Below are 18,869 nucleotides of genomic sequence, written 5' to 3' on the forward strand. Positions count from 1 at the left end.
AAGCTGGGCGCTCTCAATCGAGGGCGCTCAGCTTCTTCCATTCATCCCAGGAGTAGACCCAGTCCGAGATGTCGCTGTCGTTGGTCGACAGGCTCACATGTGAACCGGTGACCTCGACGGGATCACCGAAGATCGCGGAGTCGTAGTACTGCTTCGCCCGTTCGGCAGTGAGGTTGATGCAGCCGTGCGAGACGTTCTGCGAGCCCTGGACGCCTGCCGACCACGGGGCGGCGTGGATGAATTCCCCGTTGTTGTGGATGCGCACGGCCCACTGGACATCGGTCTCGTAGCCCCACCGCTCGGAGGTCATCGTGTAGTCGGCGGCCTTCGACATCACCACATGCGTGCCGTTGTACGAGGGGGACTTCGGCGCGCCGAGGGAAGCCGGGAAGTCCATGACCTGCTTGCCGTCACGGGTGACGGTCATTCGATGTGTCTTCACGTTGGCCGTGGTGACCTGCTTGCGTCCGATCTCGAAGTCGAGGGTGAGATCGTTCTGGCCCACGCTGTTCTCACTGGTCGGCACGTCCTTGAGCGGAACGTCGACGGAGACCTTCGAATGAGCCGGCCAGAATTCCTTCGGACGGAAGTGCAGTCGTGACTGTGGGTCGTCATAGAGCCAGCCCCACGAGCCTTCGACTTTGCGCTCCTTGCCGTTCTCGTCGGTGACCTTGACTGAGAGGCGGCGTTCGACATCGTCACGGAAGTCCTCGGACACGGTGGAGCCGAAGTTGAGCATGATGGGGGCGGCGACGCCGACGGTCTGATCGTCTGCGAGCGTTGTGCGCACCGACATCGGTTGCCCGTCGCTGGCGCCGACGGCGATCGTCGCGTTGAGGTCGACTTCGTCGCCGTCGGCAGTGGTGGCGGTGGCTTTCACGGTGTATTCGCTGTCGGCGACGAGGCCGTAAGTCGAGATCCACGCGGCGGACTCATCCGGGGCGGAGACCGCCTCGGCGTTGTTCTCTTTCTCTGAATCGCTGCCCTTCGACTCACCGTCGGTGGGCTCGGATTCGGTGGAGGTCGGTGTCGACGAACCGGCCTGGGCCTCCTCGTCGGACTCGAGTGCGGTGCCGGACGCATCGAAGAAGGTGCCGGGATCGTGCGCGATCCGGGGGTGGGCCTCCTCGGTGACGGAGATGTCACTGAGGTCGGCGTTCTCGACGGAGATGCCGATCCGCTGGCCGGCTTCCAGGTCGATCTCGTCGCCGGATTCGGTCACTTCGCCGAAGTCCTCGGCGCCGGGCAGCGACGTGGCCGCATCGGTGGACTGGCTCGGTTCAGCAGTGGAAGTTGCACCGTCGCTGGGCTCCGCGGTCGGCGTCGATTCGGACGCGGATTCTGCGGCCTCGGTGGTGATGGCTCCGACGCGGAATACGGGATCCGCGGCTGCCTCGGCGGTCTTGTTCGCGCCGTTGCGGGTCGCGTCGGGATCGTCGCTCGACGGCGTGCACGCCGTGAGCAGGGCCAGTGCCGAGAGGGCGGCAATGGCCCCTTGGATCTTCGTGGACAACAGGGAAACCTCGTTAAAACACAGGGATGAGAACTGCGAATAATGGTAATGAAGCAAAATCACGAAAGTATTAACGATTTCGCTTTGCGGCCCCGATTTCGGCGCCAGAAGCGCAGCGTGGGTAGAGCTGACCTGGGCAGACGGGGATAAGGGGAGTTGTGGAATTGTGATGTTAGGGAATAGAGGACTCCCCGTGCACCCGACAGAGCTCGCTTACCCTTGCTGCCTTCCGGCCCTGGGGGAGTTCACAAGATGACGCCGCACGGGGAGCCGTGAATCAGTCTAGTCGAGAGCGGCACTCGGTCCAAAATGCCGTCCACCGCATCGGTCAACGCAGCTGCCGCGCCTTGTCTTCGAGGACGGCGCGTTCGCGGTCGTTCGTCGCCAGCTTTGCTGCGCGGAGGAGTTCGTCGCGGGCCTCCGCAACGTCGCCGAGGCGGGCCAGAAGCTCTCCGCGGACGCTGGGTATGAGGTGGCAGCGGGAAAGCACGCCGGATTCGGCGATGGCATCGACTCTCTCGAGCCCGGCGGCCGGCCCCCTGGCCTCGGCGATGGCGATCGCCTGATTGAGATCGGTGATTGCTGAGGGCCTGATGCTGCCGAGGTCGCCGTAGAGGGCGACGATGCGCTCCCAGTCGGTGTCGGCGATGGTGCGGGCGGAGGCGTGTACCGCAGCGATCTGGGCCTGGATCGTGTACGTTCCACGGGCCTCGCGCAGATCTGTCGACCGGTTGAGTGAAGCGTGCCCGAGGCGGATGAGGCTGCGGTCCCACCGGGTCCGATCCTGGTCGGCGAGCAGGACCGGAGCCCCGGTTCGATCGAGCCGGGCGGGGAAGCGAGAGGCAGTGAAAGCCATGAGTGCGACGAGACCGTGGACTTCGGGTTCGTGGGGGAGGAGCCCGGCGGCCACGCGAGCGAGGCGGAGGGCGTCGAGAGCGCGCTCGGGCCGCATCCAATCGGAGCCGGACGTGGCGACGTGGCGTTCGGAGAACATGAGGTAGAGGGACCCGAGGACTCCGCTGAGGCGGTCGCCCCATTCGTTCGCAGGTGGGAGTTCGAAGCGGACCTCGGCCTTCGCAAGCACCTTCTTCGCCCGGACGATGCGCTGTTGGACGGTCGGGATTGGCAGGAGGAATGCACGGGCGATCTGCTCCGTCGTCATTCCGCCGACGACGCGCAGAGTCAGCGCCAGCTGCGCCTCGCGGGCGAGTGCGGGGTGGGCGGAGATGAAGAGGAGGCGGAGCACGTCGTCATCGATCGTGTCCGGATCCCACGGCAGGTCGGCACCGGCCGTGGCTGGGTCGGGGATCTCGGTCGGTCGAGGTCCGGGGCGTGAGCTGCCCGCCGTCGAGGCGGCTGCGGCCGTCCCGACGCTCCCGGTGGTGGCGAGGAGGTCACGGCCGAGGTCCGCGACGCGGTCGTCGAAACGGTCCCGTCTGCGCCAATGGTCGATCGCCTTCCGCTTAGCCGCGGTCGTCAGCCAGGCCGCAGGGTTGCGGGGAGAGCCGGACTCCGGCCAGGTACGCAGCGCGTCGGCGAAGGCTTCCTGGGCGAAGTCCTCGGCGAGGGCGAAATCGCCGACATAGCAGGTCACGGCAGCGATGATCCGTGCCGCCTCGATTCGCCACGTCGCTTCGACGGTCCGCCGCGCCGATTCGAACCCGCCCTGGTGGGCGGGTCCGTCTCGGGTCGGCGTGCCGCCTCGGCGAGGTTCAGCCGCGGCTGGTCTTCAGCTTGCCTTGGTCGATCCATTCCTGTTCTTTCTGGATCCACTCGTTGTCCTGTGGGAAGTCGTCGGTGTCGTTGATACGGCGGACCTCCAATTGGGAGCCGGGGCCGAGCGGTGCGCGCTTGGCCCACTCGATCGCCTCCTCCTTGGTCGAGACGTCGACGACCCAGAAGCCGTTGAAGAGTTCACGCAGCTCGCCGTAGGGGCCGTCGGTGACGACCGGGTCGTCGTCGGAGAAGTCGACGACGGACCCTTCTTCGGCATCGGCGAGTCCGGCGCCGTCGGCCAGTACCCCGGCGTCGACCATCGACTCGTTGTAGGCGCCCATGGCGGCGATGACTTCGTTGAAATCGGTGCTCTCAAAATTCTCGACGGCTCGCTGATCGACTGCGCGCATGATGAGCATGTATTTCATGATGACTCCTCGGTCATTCGTGATCGGCGGAAAGCCTCGGTCGAGACCTTCTCATGCACTCCGTCGGACAAGACTATGCAGGATCGACTGGCTGGTGAATGTTTTTCGCAGAACTCATAGAGAAGTGGGATTGTTACCCTTGCCGAAGTGGGATCGTTCACACTCGGTCACCGCGATTTCGCATTGTCGTCATGACTCGGATAAGCTGATCCGCGGAGGATTCGCCTAGTGGCCTATGGCGCTCGCCTGGAACGCGGGTTGGGTTAACGCCCTCAGGGGTTCGAATCCCCTATCCTCCGCCACGGAAGTCCCGGTCTCGCAGTCAATGCGGGCCGGGATTTCGTCGATTCACCGATTCCGGGGCACTGCCGCGGGAACGCAAATCAGATGACGGTTCGTGGCGAAGTGAGTCATTGTGACGGCGTGCGTCGGTCCGCGAGATCTGTCCGCCACGTGTGGTCTGCGTCTCAGTAGTCTGGCACGGCACACCTGCACACATCACGAGCGACCTAAGGGCCGACGCCGAGGCGGTCGAAGGGTTCCGCAAGTCCGTGCAGCAGGCCGGAGCCTCGACTCACGATAAGAAGGGCATGTGGGCGGACTCGAGCTTCGAAGACCTCGTCCAGTACGACGACGGCTTCCGCACCCAGCTCATCGGCACCCCCGAGCAGGTCGCCGACCGCATCATCGAATACAAGAAGATCGGCGTCGACCTCATTCTCATCGGCTTCCTCCACTTCCAGGAGGAACTCGAGGCGTTCGGCAAGTCCGTCATTCCGATCGTGCGCGAGAAGGAAGCCGAACTCGTCAACAGGGGACTGCTCACCCCTGCCGGAGTCTGAGTCAGCCAGTCGGTTTCCCTCAGGCCACGCTGAATGACGCGGACTTGAGCTTCAGCTTCGTCCGCAGCTGATCGCCGGTGAGGCTCGCGGTCTTCCCCTTCACCGAGGTGGCTTTCACCGTCTTCACCAGACCTGAGCCGGTCTTCGCCACCGCCACAGACCGCACATCGGCCAGCCCGAAGGCCCGTGCCATGTCGGCCTGCTTGGCCGTCACTGACCACGAGGCGTTCGGGTTCTGCGCGGAGGCATACTTCGACGGAGAGTCATCGACCGAGACCAGGTAGGGCACGGCCGACCCCCATACCTCGGCAGCCGCATGCGTCTTCGACCCGGCCGACGACGAGTAGACAGCATCGATGAGCCCGCCCTTGTAGGTGATGAGGCGCGCCGACCTCACCGTCGACCCGCTCGTGGTCTGTGTCGCGGCCACGGCCTTGCGCCATGGACCGGAATCGCCTGCATTCTCATGAGTCCACCCGAGGAAACGCTGCGAGGCCACCTCGTCATAGACGTTGCACCCGCAGGCCGGCTTCACCGCACCGAGATTGCGGTAGGCGTAGGTGCGCGAAGCGATGGCCTGAGAGCGCAGGGCCTCGGACTGCCACGACGCCGGCATCTCGGCGATGCCCGGCAGATATTCCTTGTTGAGACCCACCACGTTGATGACGTTGAGCGAGCTCTTCAGCTGACCGATCTCGAGCCGTCCGTGTCGGTAGGTGCCGGTCGCCCCGTTCTGGGCACCGCTGACCGACACCGTCGTCGCCGACGAACTCTTCCAATATCGGGTGCCCTGCCATTCGAGGGTGAGCTTCGACCCCGAATAGCTCTTCGACCCGACGGTCGCCTTGACCGAACCGGATGACGTCCGTTCGATCGTGACCTTCGAGCCCGATTCGATGGTCTTCGACCCGACCTTGACCCGCAGACGGCCGGACCGCGGAGTGACCGTCACGGACTTCTTACCGGTCAGCAGCTGCACCTTGAGACTGGCGTCGGCGTTCTTCGACATCGTCGTGACCTTGGCACCCGTGTAGTAGTGTTGCAGGATCTGCGTCGACGACTTTCCGGCTGTCGCCATTCCGCGCGCTCCGTACTGGCTCATCCCGACCCCATGGCCGAAGCCTGACCCCTTGATCGTGAACGACGAGGGCGCCTTCGTCAGCGTCACCTTCGCCCCGGACTTCGCCGTCCACATGATCTTTCCGTTTTGGAACTTCTGCCGGGTCTCGGATCCGGAACGGTACTCATTGCTCGTCGGATAGCCGAGCGGACCGCGTTCCCACCCCGACTTCTTCCATGCTGTGCGGATCGCACCCAGAGTCGCATGGGCGCCGGTGGCCTTCGTCCAATGGATGCTGCCGTGCTTGAACGACTGATAGCAGCCCTTCTGGATCAGCGTGCACCGCTGCGGGCCGACCGCTGGGCCGAGCTTGCCGGAATTCCCACCGAGCGATCTGTGCATCGTCCCGATCGCACCCGAAGTCGCATAGGCAGCATGTGCCGGAGGCGGTGTGGAGCAGAGAATGAGAAGGAACCCGATGAGCAGTGCCGCGAGGGCAGGAGTCGTCGCCTTGACGGACGGGGAAGCTGGCATGAGTAGATCATAAGCGCGGCTGTCAAGACCCCAGGTGACGAACAGAAGAACTCCCCGGAACGATCGTTCCGGGGAGTTCTTCGCCGAGGTGGTTCCGCCTCGGCGAAAGAGGCATCGTTCCAGGTCAGCTGAACTTATCAGCGATTGCCTTGTTGAAGGCGTCGAGGTCGTCGGGGCTGCGGGAGGTAATGAGGTTGCCGTCGACGACCACCTCGGTGTCGGCCCAGTCGGCGCCGGCGTTGATGAGGTCGGTCTTCGTCGAGATGAAGGACGTCAGCTTCCGTCCCTTGGCGACTCCCGCCTCGGCGAGGATCCACGGCGCATGGCAGATGGCCGCGACCGGTTTGTCGGCGGCGAAGAACGCCTTGACGAGGTTGACGGCGTCCTCATTCAGACGCAGGGCATCGGAGTTGAGGGTGCCGCCGGGCAGAACGAGGGCGTCGAAGTCATCGACCGAGGCCTCGGCGACGGGAACGTCGACGTCGAAGGTCTTCGCGTGCTCCCAATCGCCTTCCATCGCCTGCAGAGTCCCCTCTGAGGGGGAGACGATGACGGTCGTCGCCCCGGCCTCGTCGAGAGCGGTGCGGGGACTGGTGAGTTCGATCTGCTCGACGCCGCTGGTGAGGAGGAATGCGATCTTCTTGTCAGAGAGTGCCATGATGGTGCTCCTTGTCAGTTGTGATCTGTGAGGTTGTCGAATCTGACATGGGCCCGGCTGGCCGGAACGTCGGGGCCGACGTGCGGTCGGACCGACACCCATACTCGGCTCAACAACGAAGACTACAGATTTGTTCCAGACCGCGACGAACGCATTCCCCTGGCCGAGGTGACCAGGGGAGTGCGAGTCGGGGATACGAGACGCTCGAGGGGTACGTTTCGTAGGCCCGGCGGGCGGCTCAGATGTTCGGGAACTCGAGGCTGTAGCCGATTCCGGACTGCGAGGCCGAGGTGATCTTCACAGTGCCGTAGTGATTCTTGCCGGCAGCGGTGACGGTGCAGTTCTGCGATCCGTTGTGGGAGAAGATCCGCAGGTCGGAATAGCAGTCGACGGTGTCGACCGTGGTGCCCTGCTTGGCGTAGGCGTTCTTGATGTCCGCCTCGAGAACGTCGGCGGGGATCTTGCCGTTGCCGTCGGCGTCGAGTTCGACTCCGTCTTCGCCGATCCGCGGGCCCTGGTAGCCGTTGTCGGTCGTGCTGCTCGACGACGATGATCCGCTCGAGGACGACGATCCGGTCGACGACGAGCCGTTCGAGGCGGAGGAGTCACTCGCCGAGGAGGCGCTGGACGAATCCGTGGATCCGCCGCTGCCGGTGGTGCCGCTGTCCGTCGTGCCGCTATCGCTCGTGCCGGACGAACCCGAACCGGCGGAGTCCGAGGTGGAGCCCGAATCCGAAGCCGGTTCTTCGGCCGTCGTCTCGGTGTCCTCGGCCTGCTGCGCCTGCTGGCCGTCCTGCTCCTGGCCCTGTTCCTGCCCCTGGCCCTCCGGGCCGAAGGTGATGTTCATATCGCAGGCCGAGAGTGTCAGGGTCGCGGCGACGGCTCCGGCAACGGTGATGGTCTTGAGAAGTGTCTGTGCATTCATGATCTGCTCCTGGTCTCGTGTGCAAAAGGCTGACGGTGTTTCGTACAAGACAAGCCTCTCAGCGCGGAGCCGTGACCTGGGCCGATTCGTGTTCGGATCCGGTGACGCATGTTCCAGGACGGACACATGGGCCTATTCTGGGACTGTGTTCGATGACCGGAGCCGAAGAGGAACGAGAAAACTTCGCCGCCGATGTCGAGAACACGAGTCCGGCTGCGTCCCAGACATGTCAGCGAGCACATCCCGTGCGAGCGGCACGAGACAAGGAGACCATCATGGCCAAGTACCTCATGCTCAAGCACTATCGGATGCCGGAGCAGTATATGGATTACACCCCGATGGATCAGTGGAGTCCCGACGAGGTCGACGCGCACGTGGCGTACATGAACGCCTTCGCCGACAAGCTCAAGGACTCCGGCGAATTCGTCGACTCCCAGGCACTCTCGCCCGAGGGCACCTTCGTCCGATTCGGCGGACCGGGCAAGCCTCCGGTCACCGACGGTCCCTTCCCCGAGACGAAGGACCTCATCGCCGGGTGGATGGTCATCGACGTCGAGAACTACGACCGCGCTCTCGAACTCGCCGGTGAGCTGTCCGCCGCACCGGGCAAGGGAGGAGAGCCAATCAACGAATGGCTCGAACTACGGCCCTTCCTCGACCACGCACCCAGCGTGGACGAATGATCAGGGACGCGAACGGAGTTCGCGATGATCGATCGGGATCCCCTCGCCGAGGCGGAGCTGCGTGAGCTCGTCCCCGCCGTGATCGGCATCCTCGTCAGTCGTGGAGCAGACTTCGCGACCGCCGAGGACGCCGTTCAGGACGCGCTCATCGAAGCCCTGCGATCGTGGCCGTCCGACCCGCCCCGTGACCGGCGGGGCTGGCTCGTGACGGTGGCATGGCGGAAGTTCCTCGACATCGTGCGATCTGAAGGATCGCGGATGAAACGCGAGGAACGGGTCATGGCCGCCACTCTCGCCGAGCCCGAAACCTCGTCCGAACCCGGGACGGACGGCGTCCCGAACGCCGATGACACCCTCGACCTCCACTTCCTCTGCGCCCATCCCGACCTCAGCTCCGCCTCGGCGGTGGCCCTGACCCTGAGGGCGGTCGGCGGACTGACGACGAAGCAGATCGCCGCAGCCTATATGGTGCCCGAGTCGACGATGGCTCAACGCATCAGCCGAGCCAAATCCACGATCGCAGGGTCCCGGCTCAACCGACCCGGCGGCCTGTCCTCGGTGCTCACCACCCTCTACCTCGTGTTCAACGAAGGGCACTCGGGCGAGGTCGACCTCGTCGTTGAGGCGATCCGACTGACCCGCACGCTTGCGTCGATGATCGACTCCGCCGAGGTGGACGGACTGCTCGCCCTCATGCTCCTCCACCACGCCCGCCGCGATGCCCGCTTCGGCGCCGACGGTCGCCTCATCTCGCTGGCCGATCAGGACCGCACCCTGTGGGATCGACGGCTCATCGTCGAGGGCATCGAGATCCTGCAGGCAGCCCTTGGTCGGGACGAACTCGGCCAGTATCAGGCACAGGCCGCCATCGCGGCACTCCACGCCGATGCGCAGACGGTCGAGGACACCGACTGGGTGCAGGTCGTGGAGTGGTACGACGAACTGCTGGCCCTGCGCGATACCCCGATCGTGCGACTCAACCGAGCCGTGGCCGTCGGGGAAGCCGACGGCCCAAGGGCGGGCCTGGCCGAACTGCGGGGACTCGACGAGAGCCTGCCGCGCTATTTCGCCGTCGAAGCGCGCCTGCGCGAACGGGCAGGGGAGTCACAACGGGCCGCCGAGCTCTACGCACGGGCCGCCGAACGGGCCGGCAGCCTCGCCGAACGCGACCATCTCAACCGGCGGGCGGCACGCGTTCGGTCACGGCAGGGGCACCTGCCGTGACCGAGACCACGGTGATCACGGTCGCGCTCGGCCGCCTCGGTGAGCGAGGTTGATCACTCCTGTCGGCAGAAGACATTCGTCCGCACCGATGGCGGACTACGATCGAAGGGAGCGCTCAGCTCGCCACCCTATGTCAGCGATCCCGTCACCGGGGTCCGTTCCCGATGTCGAAAGAGGCCGAACCCGTTTGAGCCACCTGCAGGAGTTCTTCCGCATCCCACCGGGCGAACGCGACCACATTCCCGCGTTCCGCATCGCCCTGGGAGTCGCTATCCCACTCCTCGTGCTGCTCGGAATCGACCGCCTCGACCTCGCCGTCTATGCCGCCTTCGGCGCCTTCACCGGCATCTACGCACGCTTCGAATCCCCACGATCGCGGACCAGACGACAGTCGATCGCAGCCGCCGTCCTCGTCGTCTGCGTGGGCATCGGCGCCCTGCTGGGCAACCTCGGAGCTTCAGTCTGGGTGCTCGTCGTCATCACCTCGCTCGTGTCCGGTGCGGGTGCGGCCATCGCTTTGCGCTTCCGGCTCAAACCCGGCGGGTCGATCTTCTTCATCTTCGCCACGGGAGCCGTCGGATCCATTCCGGGCGGCGCATCGGTGCCGGTGGCAATGGGTGTGGCGGCCGCCTCGGCGCTGGTGTGCATCGGTCTCGGAGCGCTCGCCCACTATGCCGGCGAACGCATGCCTCCGGATAAGGAGACCTATGTGCGGGTCGGGCTGTCGCCGGTGGGTAAGTCCGATCTGCTGGCCCACGCCGCCCGATTCACGATCGCCCCGTTCATCGCCGGAGTTCTCGGCACCCTGCTCATCGATGTGCTCCCGCTGCTGTCCCACAGCTATTGGGCGATGGTCGCAGCGGTCGCACCGATCACTCCACCCGGTCGTTCGGCCCGTCTCAAGCGCGGCGTCCACCGGGTGGTCGGAACCCTGCTGGGCGTGATCGTCACAGCGTTCCTGCTGTCGTTCCCCACCGAGGCGTGGCAGCTGGTGGTGTGGGTGATCCTGCTGCAGTTCCTCGCCGAGATCTTCGTGCTGCGCAACTACTCGGTGGCTCTGCTCTTCATCACTCCGTTGGCACTGCTCATGACCCAGATCGGCAGCCCGCACCCGGTTCCGGAGCTGCTGGCCTCCCGCGCCATCGAAACCGTCATCGGCGCCGTCACCGGCATGCTCGTCGTCATCGTCGGGTTCAGAAGTGTGAAGAGGACGCGCGCTGAAATCGATGCCTCACCGCACGCCGATGACGACGACTGACCTCGGCGGCCGCCAGAACTTCTGCCACGCCGCCTGTGCGTCGGATACCATCGGCTCACCTCAACTCATCCGCACTGCCCTAACGCTGAACCGAACCGGGAGCACATGATGACCACCAGCACCGAGGTGCTCGCCACCCTGGCCTCGCTCGAGGACGAGAAGATCCGCGCCGTCAACGCCCGCCACGGCGACGACCACGCGGTGAACCTGACGAAGCTGCGGGCCGTGGCGAAGGAGCTGAAGAAGAACGATGAACTCGCCGCCGAGCTGTGGGCCACCGGAGATACCGCGGCCCGCCTCGTCGCGATCCTCATCATGCGCCCGAAGGCCTGGAGCGAAGCACAGCTCGATGAGATGCTGCGTGGCTCCCGTGTCCCGAAGGTCCACGGTTGGCTGGTCAGCTACATCGTCAAGAAGTCACCCCACGCCGAGGCGCTGCGCCTGTCATGGATGGACGATCCGGACCCCGTGGTCGCCTCGGCCGGGTGGGCGCTGACGAGCGAGCGGGTCAACCGCAAGCCCGAGGGCTTGGACCTGCCCGGGCTGCTCGACGTGATCGAGGCCGAGATGGCCGAGGCGCCCGAACGTCTGCAGTGGGCAATGAACGAGACCCTGTCCTATATCGGCATCGAGAACCCTGACCTGCGGAAACGTGCCATCGAGATCGGTGAGCGCCTCGGCGTGCTCCGCGACTACCCGACCTCTCCCGGATGCACCTCACCCTTCGCCCCGACTTGGATCACGGAGATGGTGGCCCGCAGCGCGGCGAAGTGAGCTGCGGTGCTGCGTCTAATCGGCCGGGTGGCGGGTGTGGAAGTCTGTGACCTGCTGGAAGGCATGACCGGCGGCCAGAACCAAAGGCTCGGTGAAATCACCGCCGACGAACTGAGCGGCCAGGGGAGTGCCCCGTTCGGTGAACCCGGCCGGCAGAGTGATCGACGGCATTCCGCAGTTGTCGATCGGAGCTGTCGGCACGGTGACCGCGGCGAATAGCTTCTGGTCGGATCCCAGATTCGCCATCTGCGCGATCGTCGGTGAGCCGACGCCGATTCCCGGCAGCAGGAGCAGATCGATATCGGCCATGAGAGTGCGCATACGGCCGGTGAAGTCTCTCCTCGATTCGAGCAGCCGATGGTAGTCGATGGCGGAGAGTCCGCGCCCGATCTCGATGAGACCGGACAGGTCGGGACCGTATTCGTCCGCCCGGGCCGGATACGTCTCCGCGTGGACACCGGCGGTCTCGATCCCGCACAGAGCCGTCCATTCCTTGGCTGCGGCCTCAAAACCGGGAGTCTCGACCTCGAGCACTCGCCAGCCCAGGCCGGTCACCGTGTCGATGGTGTCCTCGAGCATCGCATTCGTCGCGGCGTCGAAGTGCACTTCGGCCAGCTTGCGGTCGAAGCCGACGATCGGGGCTTCGTCGACGCGCAGCGTATTGGGGTAGTCCGGTACCGATTCGAGCGACGAGGTGGGATCGGCCGGATCGTGGCCGGCGATGGCCCGCAGCACGATCGCGGCATCACGGGAGCTGCGGGTCATCGGCCCGATGTGATCGAGGCTGGGAGCGAGTGCGAAGATGCCGTGGCGGGAGACCCGGCCCCAGGTCGGTTTGAGTCCAGTGACGCCATTGGCCGAGGACGGAAGGCGGATCGATCCGCCGGTGTCCGAGCCGAGCGCGGCGAAGCAGAGTCCGGCCGCAGTGGCCACACCGGACCCTGAAGAGGAGACTCCCGACCAGGCGTCGGCATCCCACGGGTTGACCGGGGTCGGCAGGTCCGGATGGTGACCGCTGAACGCCCCCTCGGTCAGACGCAGTTTGCCGAGGATGACGGCTCCGGCGGTTCGCAGTCGCGCGACGACGGTGGCATCGAAATCTGGGCGGAAGTCCGCATGGATCGTGGTGCCTGCACCGGTCGGTGCGTCGTGGGTGTTCGCAAGATCCTTCACCGCCACGGGGACTCCGTGCAGATCGCCGAGCCAGTTCCCGCGGGACAGGAGCGCATCGGCGCGGTCGGCCTCGGCGAGGGCCGATTCGGCCATGACCGTGGCGAAGGCCTGTAGTCGGGGCTCGAGGTCGTCGATGCGTTCGAGCATCACCTCGGTGACCTCGCGCGAGGTCAGCTGCCTGGTCCGAATGAGTGTCGAGACTTCGTGGAGCTCGAGGAACGGGATCTCGGTGCTCGTCGGTGTGGTCATCATGCCTCCCTGCATCGGTTTCCATCACCCTAGTCGATCTTCTCACCAGGGGGAACAGCCATCTACGGGGCTATGCTCCGGCCAGTTCCCGCAGTGCTTGGATGTGTGCCTCGAGACGTCTGCTCCCGTCTTTGCTGATCGAGACCCAGGTGCGCGGGCGTTTGCCCACGTACCCTTTCTTCACCTCGATCATTCCGGCCTTCTCGAGTGCGGTGATGTGCCGGGAGAGCACGGAATCGGAGACGCCGAGACTGTCGCGCAGCAGTTTGAACTCGGCCCTGTCCCGGTTCTTCAGGCTCGACACGATGCCGAGTCTCGTGGGGTTGTTGAGCTCCGGTTCGAGGCGGGTCAGAGAGTCGCCGAGGTGGGGGATCGTCGCGTCTTCGGTGTGCGCGTCCTCTGGTTCGGTCGCGGAGTTCTGTTTCGCAGTCATCGTCGGTCCCTCCTCAGCGGCGCAGGGCCAGCAGGGAGAAGACCGGGGCGGCGACCCACAACAGTCCTGCGGCGATGAACGGGATCGGACCGCCGGCTGCGAACGAATCGGCCATGACGCCGGCGATGAACGCGACGATGATGACGGCCAGCCATGTCAGCAGGAGGGCGGTGGAGCGGCGGCTCCAGGACAGGGCCTTGACGAGATAGACGACCAGGGCGGGAATGATCCAGCTCAGTCCGGCTCCGGCGATGATGAGCTGGGTGGTGTTGTCGTCGATGATGCCGATGGCCATGAGGCCGACGGAGAGTCCGGCGGAGAGAACGAAGAGCAGTGTGACCAGCGGCCACGCATCTCCACCGCGGGCCTGGGACTGGTTCGCTTCGACCTGGCTGAGAAGATCTGCAGCCTGCTGCGGGGTGGGGTTCGCGTTCATGTCGGTTCCTTTGAGTGGTGGTAGCTCTGTGGAAGTAGTTCCACAGTACCAATTACTTTCCATAGTGGAAAGTACTTTCACCAAAACCTTCCCCATTACTACCTGACGGCGGCCCAGCAACCTCGCGCGAGTTGCTGGGCCGCCGTCAGGTAGCAATTAGGGAGTGGTGGCGGCGACTGTGGCGGCCAGCTCCGTGGCTTCCTCCAAGTGTGCGTCTGTGACCTCGCCGGTGAAGATGAGGGGGTCGAAGGCGAGCTTCCAGCCCAGGCCGGTGGTGATCTGCTTCATCGCAGTCTCGGCCCCGGTCGTGTCGTAGCCGCCGTGGATCCAATAGGAGTACGGTCTGCCGGCGGTCGGCTCGCGCACCGCGTCATAGGTGGTGTCGAAGAAGTGCTTGAGGGCACCGGAGATATAGCCGAAGTTCGCAGTCGTGCCGAGCACGTAGGCATCCGCGGCGAGCACATCCTCAACACTTGCCTCCAGCGCCGGACGGACGGTGACGTCGATGTCGCCGAGCTCGGGCAGACGCAGTCCGGACTCGGCCGCCTCGGCGATCTGCGCTGTCGCAGCGGACGGGGAATGATGAACGAGCAGAACGTTGACCATGGCCCCACCCTAGCCCCGCCCGGTGCCTTCCGTCAGATGTTATGTCTACAGTGGAGCCATGGCAGTCATCTTCGACCCCCTCCGCGGACGTGTGCGTCCGGAAGCCAGCCACTCCGATGCCGAGATCATCGACGTGCTCACGAAGACCTATTCTGACAGCGACTGGGCGGTGCTCACCGGCGCGGGAATGAGCACGGACTCCGGAGTGCCCGACTACCGCGGACCGGATTCTCCGCCGCGGAAGCCGATGACGATCCAGACCTTCCTCTCCCACCCCGATCAGCGCGCCAGGTACTGGGCGCGGTCATGGATGGGCTGGCCGCGGATGCGCGGCACCCGACCCAATCGGGCCCACCTCGCCCTGGCCGAGCTGCCGGTGGCCGGGATCATCACCCAGAATGTCGATGGCCTCCACCAATCCGCCGCCGAGGCGGTCGCCGCCGAACGCGGAAACGATTCCGGAGCGCCGGCGCCGAGTCCCGTCATCGATCTCCACGGCAGCCTCGACCGGGTGATCTGCCTGAAGAACGGCCACCTGTTCGACCGTGATCTCGTGCAGCGGAGACTGAGTGAGCTCAATCCGGATTTCGCCGAGGAAGTCGGCATCGACCCGATCGACGTCGAAACCGCACCCGATGGCGACGTCGAACTCGAGGACACCGCCGGTTTCATCGTCCCCGACTGCCCCGAATGCGGCGGACTGCTCAAACCCGATGTCGTCTACTTCGGTGATTCCGTCCCCGCGGCCAGGGTCCAACAGGCCAATCGGATCGCTGACGAGGCCGCCGGCATCGTGGTGCTCGGTTCCTCTCTGGCGGTGCTGTCCGGTCTGCGATTCGTCAGGACGGCGGCAAAAGAGGGCAAACCCGTCGTCATCGTCACCGACGGGCCGACCCGAGGTGACGAATTCGCCGATTACCGGTCGATATCCCGCGTCGCCGACTTCGTCACCGCGTGGGCAAGCCGGTGAGGAGATCAGGCTGCGATTCGGCCAGGCATCCTGGGGAGTCCAAGCCGGGAATGGAAGACTGAGAGTCATGAGAGACAATCTGGCTCGCGCCGAACGACTGCGCCTTGTCGACACAGCCCGCCGCGCGGGTGAAGACGCCCCCACACTGTGCGAGGGATGGAACGTCAGGGATCTTGCCACTCACCTCGTCATCCGGGAACGTCACCCGCAGGCCGCCGCTGGCATCTTCATCCCGAAGTTCTCCGACCGTCTGCAGGCGAAGGAAGACGAATACACCGAGATGCCGTTCAGCCGGCTGCTCGGACTCGTCGCCGCACCGCCGAAATGGACTCCGGGTGCCCTGCCGGGAGTGGAGTCGGTGATGAACACGACCGAGTTCCTCGTCCACCATGAAGATATCCGCCGGGCCGCGATCGAATGGATTCCGCGCCGGCTGTCGCAGGCAGAGACCGCGACCGTCTGGGCACAGACGAAGGTGGCGCTACTGCCGTTCGCCGGGAAGGCCAAGGGCCCGGTGACGATCTCGGCACCGGGCTTCGGATCTCGCACCGCTGGGAAGAAGGGAAGCGGCGAGGCCACGACGATCACCGGGGCGCCACTCGAGTTGCTTCTCTATCTTATGGGTCGGACAGACCACGCACTCGTTGACGTGCGCTGAGACCCGAAGCATATGAGACCGGGAAGCAGGGGAGTGTCGGGAAAACCCCCTCCCGGTCGGGGGATTGGTCCCTGTCGGCAGACGCTGAGGTCTTTCTAGGCTGGTGTCAACAGCCGATACCAAGGAGACCAGCACCATGAATGCAGCACCCACCCCGACTCCCGATCAGTTCGACCACCCCTCCGCGAGACAGTACCCCCACCCGTCCACCGGGCAGCACGAAGCACCGCAGAGCTACCAGCGCCAGAACGTCTATGGCCAGCGCGCCGAGGAAGATCCGGGCAAGGTGCTCGGCATCGTCTCGCTCGTGGCGACCCTGTCGACCTTCCTCGGATTCAACTTCATCGGACCCGTCATCGGCATCATCACCGGTCACATGGCGCGCAAGCGCTCACAGGAAGCCGGGTACGGAGACAACGAGATGGGCAAATGGGGCTTCATCTTGGGCCTCGTCTTCCTCGGACTCCTCGTCCTCGGATGGGCACTCGGAATCTCCTTCGGCATCGTCGGCGGCCTGGCCAGCCTCATGGCCGGCTGATCGCGAGAAGAAGGCAGCACCGACAGAGAAATGGCAGAGGGCCGACCCGCACGAGTCGGCCCTCTGCCGTTGTCGGAAGCCCGTGTCAGACGATGTCAGTATCCGACCCAGGCTCCGCGTTCCTGGTCGAGGACCCGCGGATGCAGCAGCGTCGAGGCCTCGACCTTGCCCACAGACGCGCGATCACGGTCCGGTGGGAACGTCGTCGAGGCGGCGAACACCTCGGCGGTGGCGAATTTCAACCCGTCCGGGGCATCATCGGGCACGGACACCTCGGGACCGTCTCCGTCGAGGTCGGCGAGGAAATATCCCCAATCACCGAAGCTGGGGACATCGACGTGATATGGAGTCGTCGACAGTCCCGCCTCGGCGACGGCCTCTCCGATGCCCCAATAGGCTTCAGGGGCGAAATAGGGGGAGCCGGCCTGGACGACGAGGCGCGCCTCCGGGGACATCACCTGGCGGATGAGTCCGTAGAACTCGATACTGTAGAGCTTCGATGTCGCGACATCGTCGGGGTCGGGAAGATCGGCGATGACCGCGTCGTAGGCCGAGTGCTTCGCCTCCCGCAGCCACGTGAAGGCATCGGCGGCGATCGTTCTCACCCGCGGATCGTCGAGGGAATCGTCGTTGAACGCGGTGAAGTGCTCCGAGGTCTTCGCCAGTTCGAGGACCGCGGGGTCGAGGTCGACGAGCGTGACGGACTCGACGTCGGGATACTTGAGGATCTCACGCACGGCCAGGCCATCACCGCCGCCGAGGACGAGGACATTGCGGCGTGGACCGTCCAGCAGCGGATGGACGAGGCTTTCGTGATAGCGGTACTCATCGGCCGAGGCGAATTGCAGGTCCCCGTTGAGGAACAGCCGCGTATCGCCGGCCCGCTTCGCCTCGGTGAGCACGATCTCCTGGTAACCCGACCGCTGTGAATACACGATCGGATCCCGGTAGAGACGCTGCCGGGTGGTGACTTCGATGTCGTCGGTGTACACCCACACCACGGTGAGCCCGCCGAGGATGAGCACAAGCAGCGCTGCCAACATGAGTTGAGCGGCGCGGCTGAGTTCAGAGCGGAAGAGCCAGAGGACGATGAGGATGCCCACCAGCGCATTCGTCATCCCCACGGCCAGCGCACCGCGCGGCAGACCGAGCAGCGGCAGCAGGAGGAACGGGAAGGCGAGCCCGCCGATGAGTCCGCCCACATAGTCGGCGGCGAAGAGGTCGGCCACCGCGCTCGAGGCCTTCTGCGCGCGGATGCGTTGGACGAGCTCCATGAGCAGCGGGATCTCCGCACCGATGAGCGCGCCGATGACGAACGCGAGGGCCACCATGGCCACCGTGTAGACGTCGGCGAAGGCGAAGGCGAGGTAGAGGAGGATGACGGAGAGTCCGCCGATGATGCCCAGGGCCGCCTCGATGAGGGCGAAGGAGACCGCGGCGAACCCGGTCAGCCGTTTGGTCGCCAGCGACCCCACACCCATGGCGAAGACCATGACCGCCAGGACGATGGAGGCCTGGACGATGGTGTCGCCGAGCAGATAGGACCCCAAGGCCACGAGCGCGAGCTCGTAGACCATTCCGCAGCTCGCGCAGATGAACACGGCGAGCAGGACGAAGAACCGGGCCGGTCCCGGACGCATCGGAAGGGCGATCGGTCGGGCCGCCTCGGTGGTGGTGCTGGAGCCGGAGTCAGAAGCGACGTCAGCGCTTCCGGCCGCCGTCTGACCGGATTCGTCAGCGGTGCTCAAAGGAGGGCCGCGGCCATGATGCCCGCGATGCCCAGGTGGGCGGTGGCGTTGACCCAGACCTCGGGGTGCATCTGCGGGGAGTTGATGATGTCGCCGGTCTTGCCCGGGGTGAGCAGGCCGATGAGCACGAAGCTCACTCCCATGAGGATGATGCCGAGGATGCCGAAGACGAGGGTCGACAGGATGCCCGCGGCCAGGTCATCGGAGCTCGCGCGGATGGCGGCGATGACGATGATCGCGACTCCGGCCAGGTCGGAGGCGACGAGGACCGCGGCATTGCGCGACTTCTGCTCCCACAGGATGACGTGGAGCTTGCCCGGGGTGAGCAGGTCGACGACGAAGTAGCCGATGACCATGAGGAGGAGTCCGCAGCCCGCATAGGAGAGGACGACTCCGGTCTCGTAGATGAGGTAATTCAGGAGCATGTCTGCCTTTCGCTGTGC

General features: G+C 65.2%; 19 protein-coding genes, 1 tRNA gene, 1 other RNA gene and 1 pseudogene. 9 read left to right on the top strand and 13 right to left on the bottom strand.

Features of this window, described 5'->3' with window-relative positions; translation table 11 throughout:
• Positions 1–13: 13 nt before the first annotated feature.
• The 4 genes from LJ362_RS03645 to LJ362_RS03660 form a co-directional block, all read right to left on the bottom strand.
• Positions 14–1,513, bottom strand: coding sequence for an Ig-like domain-containing protein (locus LJ362_RS03645; protein ID WP_264800808.1), 1,500 nt, complete (start codon positions 1,511–1,513; stop codon positions 14–16).
• A 179-nt stretch (positions 1,514–1,692) separates the two neighbouring features.
• An RNA gene (gene ffs / locus LJ362_RS03650) (signal recognition particle sRNA small type) lies at positions 1,693–1,788 on the bottom strand.
• Positions 1,789–1,841: 53 nt separating this feature from the next.
• The gene (locus LJ362_RS03655) at positions 1,842–3,116 is read right to left on the bottom strand and encodes an RNA polymerase sigma factor (RefSeq protein WP_413774242.1); all 1,275 of its coding nucleotides are present in this window, start codon (positions 3,114–3,116) and stop codon (positions 1,842–1,844) included.
• 109 nt (positions 3,117–3,225) lie between these two features.
• The gene (locus LJ362_RS03660; RefSeq protein ID WP_264800810.1) at positions 3,226–3,657 is read right to left on the bottom strand and encodes a YciI family protein; all 432 of its coding nucleotides are present in this window, start codon (positions 3,655–3,657) and stop codon (positions 3,226–3,228) included.
• Positions 3,658–3,871: 214 nt separating this feature from the next.
• On the opposite strand from LJ362_RS03660, the gene LJ362_RS03665 reads away from it, so the two are divergent.
• Together LJ362_RS03665 and LJ362_RS03670 are read left to right on the top strand one after the other, a co-directional pair.
• Positions 3,872–3,959, top strand: a tRNA-Ser gene (locus LJ362_RS03665).
• Between the two features lie 210 nt (positions 3,960–4,169).
• Positions 4,170–4,499: pseudogene (locus tag LJ362_RS03670) on the top strand (dimethyl sulfone monooxygenase); the annotation flags it as partial.
• A gap of 19 nt (positions 4,500–4,518) precedes the next feature.
• Here the strand turns inward: LJ362_RS03670 and LJ362_RS03675 are convergent.
• The 3 genes from LJ362_RS03675 to LJ362_RS03685 all read right to left on the bottom strand — a co-directional run bounded on the left by LJ362_RS03675 (position 4,519) and on the right by LJ362_RS03685 (position 7,676).
• A complete protein-coding gene (locus tag LJ362_RS03675) occupies positions 4,519–6,093 on the bottom strand; it encodes a SpoIID/LytB domain-containing protein (RefSeq protein ID WP_264800811.1) in 1,575 nt (524 codons plus the stop codon).
• Between the two features lie 124 nt (positions 6,094–6,217).
• Entirely contained in the window at positions 6,218–6,751 is a 534-nt protein-coding gene (locus tag LJ362_RS03680) for a type 1 glutamine amidotransferase domain-containing protein (RefSeq protein ID WP_062861167.1), read from the bottom strand.
• Between the two features lie 238 nt (positions 6,752–6,989).
• On the bottom strand, positions 6,990–7,676 hold the full coding sequence (locus LJ362_RS03685) for a hypothetical protein (protein WP_264800812.1): 687 nt from the start codon (positions 7,674–7,676) through the stop codon (positions 6,990–6,992).
• A gap of 275 nt (positions 7,677–7,951) precedes the next feature.
• Here LJ362_RS03685 and LJ362_RS03690 point away from each other — a divergent pair, with 275 nt between their 5' ends.
• From LJ362_RS03690 to LJ362_RS03705, 4 genes are all read left to right on the top strand, one after another.
• Positions 7,952–8,359: a YciI family protein gene (locus LJ362_RS03690; RefSeq protein ID WP_264800813.1), complete on the top strand. Its 408-nt coding sequence runs from the start codon at positions 7,952–7,954 to the stop codon at positions 8,357–8,359.
• 24 nt (positions 8,360–8,383) lie between these two features.
• The gene (locus tag LJ362_RS03695; protein ID WP_264800814.1) at positions 8,384–9,583 is read left to right on the top strand and encodes an RNA polymerase sigma factor; all 1,200 of its coding nucleotides are present in this window, start codon (positions 8,384–8,386) and stop codon (positions 9,581–9,583) included.
• Between the two features lie 187 nt (positions 9,584–9,770).
• Positions 9,771–10,841, top strand: coding sequence for an FUSC family protein (locus tag LJ362_RS03700; protein WP_264800815.1), 1,071 nt, complete (start codon positions 9,771–9,773; stop codon positions 10,839–10,841).
• A gap of 108 nt (positions 10,842–10,949) precedes the next feature.
• A complete protein-coding gene (locus tag LJ362_RS03705) occupies positions 10,950–11,615 on the top strand; it encodes a DNA alkylation repair protein (RefSeq protein WP_413774225.1) in 666 nt (221 codons plus the stop codon).
• A gap of 15 nt (positions 11,616–11,630) precedes the next feature.
• On the opposite strand, the gene LJ362_RS03710 is transcribed toward LJ362_RS03705, so the two are convergent.
• The 4 genes from LJ362_RS03710 to LJ362_RS03725 all read right to left on the bottom strand — a co-directional run bounded on the left by LJ362_RS03710 (position 11,631) and on the right by LJ362_RS03725 (position 14,512).
• A complete protein-coding gene (locus LJ362_RS03710) occupies positions 11,631–13,037 on the bottom strand; it encodes an amidase (protein WP_264800817.1) in 1,407 nt (468 codons plus the stop codon).
• Between the two features lie 70 nt (positions 13,038–13,107).
• Entirely contained in the window at positions 13,108–13,470 is a 363-nt protein-coding gene (locus LJ362_RS03715) for a winged helix-turn-helix domain-containing protein (RefSeq protein WP_264800818.1), read from the bottom strand.
• Positions 13,471–13,483: 13 nt separating this feature from the next.
• Positions 13,484–13,906, bottom strand: coding sequence for a hypothetical protein (locus LJ362_RS03720; protein ID WP_264800819.1), 423 nt, complete (start codon positions 13,904–13,906; stop codon positions 13,484–13,486).
• A 156-nt stretch (positions 13,907–14,062) separates the two neighbouring features.
• Complete coding sequence (locus tag LJ362_RS03725) at positions 14,063–14,512, bottom strand: flavodoxin family protein (protein ID WP_264800820.1); 450 nt, start codon at positions 14,510–14,512, stop codon at positions 14,063–14,065.
• Between the two features lie 58 nt (positions 14,513–14,570).
• Here LJ362_RS03725 and LJ362_RS03730 point away from each other — a divergent pair, with 58 nt between their 5' ends.
• The 3 genes from LJ362_RS03730 to LJ362_RS03740 all read left to right on the top strand — a co-directional run bounded on the left by LJ362_RS03730 (position 14,571) and on the right by LJ362_RS03740 (position 16,678).
• Positions 14,571–15,482 carry a Sir2 family NAD-dependent protein deacetylase gene (locus LJ362_RS03730; RefSeq protein ID WP_264800821.1) on the top strand — a complete coding sequence of 304 codons (912 nt, stop codon included), beginning with the start codon at positions 14,571–14,573 and terminating at the stop codon, positions 15,480–15,482.
• Between the two features lie 67 nt (positions 15,483–15,549).
• The gene (locus LJ362_RS03735; protein ID WP_264800822.1) at positions 15,550–16,140 is read left to right on the top strand and encodes a TIGR03085 family metal-binding protein; all 591 of its coding nucleotides are present in this window, start codon (positions 15,550–15,552) and stop codon (positions 16,138–16,140) included.
• Between the two features lie 136 nt (positions 16,141–16,276).
• Positions 16,277–16,678, top strand: a complete 402-nt coding sequence (locus tag LJ362_RS03740; RefSeq protein WP_264800823.1) for a DUF4190 domain-containing protein — start codon at positions 16,277–16,279, stop codon at positions 16,676–16,678.
• Between the two features lie 95 nt (positions 16,679–16,773).
• Here LJ362_RS03740 and LJ362_RS03745 read toward each other — a convergent pair whose 3' ends face one another.
• Positions 16,774–18,426 (bottom strand): polyamine aminopropyltransferase, encoded by a 1,653-nt coding sequence (locus LJ362_RS03745; RefSeq protein ID WP_264800824.1) that lies wholly within the window; start codon positions 18,424–18,426, stop codon positions 16,774–16,776.
• Positions 18,423–18,851 (bottom strand): DUF350 domain-containing protein, encoded by a 429-nt coding sequence (locus tag LJ362_RS03750; protein ID WP_052240077.1) that lies wholly within the window; start codon positions 18,849–18,851, stop codon positions 18,423–18,425. The genes LJ362_RS03745 and LJ362_RS03750 overlap by 4 nt, the downstream gene beginning before the upstream one ends.
• Positions 18,852–18,869: the final 18 nt, after the last annotated feature.

It is taken from the genome of Brevibacterium sp. JSBI002, assembly GCF_026013965.1.
Taxonomy (GTDB): domain Bacteria; phylum Actinomycetota; class Actinomycetes; order Actinomycetales; family Brevibacteriaceae; genus Brevibacterium.

Bases quoted from the DNA above. Each gene is read 5' to 3' on its own strand.
- LJ362_RS03660 (WP_264800810.1), bottom strand. From the start codon at position 3,657: ATGAAATACATGCTCATCATGCGCGCAGTCGATCAGCGAGCCGTCGAG.
- LJ362_RS03675 (WP_264800811.1), bottom strand. From the start codon at position 6,093: ATGCCAGCTTCCCCGTCCGTCAAGGCGACGACTCCTGCCCTCGCGGCA.
- LJ362_RS03680 (WP_062861167.1), bottom strand. From the start codon at position 6,751: ATGGCACTCTCTGACAAGAAGATCGCATTCCTCCTCACCAGCGGCGTC.
- LJ362_RS03685 (WP_264800812.1), bottom strand. From the start codon at position 7,676: ATGAATGCACAGACACTTCTCAAGACCATCACCGTTGCCGGAGCCGTC.
- LJ362_RS03690 (WP_264800813.1), top strand. From the start codon at position 7,952: ATGGCCAAGTACCTCATGCTCAAGCACTATCGGATGCCGGAGCAGTAT.
- LJ362_RS03695 (WP_264800814.1), top strand. From the start codon at position 8,384: ATGATCGATCGGGATCCCCTCGCCGAGGCGGAGCTGCGTGAGCTCGTC.
- LJ362_RS03705 (WP_413774225.1), top strand. From the start codon at position 10,950: ATGACCACCAGCACCGAGGTGCTCGCCACCCTGGCCTCGCTCGAGGAC.
- LJ362_RS03710 (WP_264800817.1), bottom strand. From the start codon at position 13,037: ATGACCACACCGACGAGCACCGAGATCCCGTTCCTCGAGCTCCACGAA.
- LJ362_RS03715 (WP_264800818.1), bottom strand. From the start codon at position 13,470: ATGACTGCGAAACAGAACTCCGCGACCGAACCAGAGGACGCGCACACC.
- LJ362_RS03720 (WP_264800819.1), bottom strand. From the start codon at position 13,906: ATGAACGCGAACCCCACCCCGCAGCAGGCTGCAGATCTTCTCAGCCAG.
- LJ362_RS03725 (WP_264800820.1), bottom strand. From the start codon at position 14,512: ATGGTCAACGTTCTGCTCGTTCATCATTCCCCGTCCGCTGCGACAGCG.
- LJ362_RS03730 (WP_264800821.1), top strand. From the start codon at position 14,571: ATGGCAGTCATCTTCGACCCCCTCCGCGGACGTGTGCGTCCGGAAGCC.
- LJ362_RS03735 (WP_264800822.1), top strand. From the start codon at position 15,550: ATGAGAGACAATCTGGCTCGCGCCGAACGACTGCGCCTTGTCGACACA.
- LJ362_RS03740 (WP_264800823.1), top strand. From the start codon at position 16,277: ATGAATGCAGCACCCACCCCGACTCCCGATCAGTTCGACCACCCCTCC.
- LJ362_RS03750 (WP_052240077.1), bottom strand. From the start codon at position 18,851: ATGCTCCTGAATTACCTCATCTACGAGACCGGAGTCGTCCTCTCCTAT.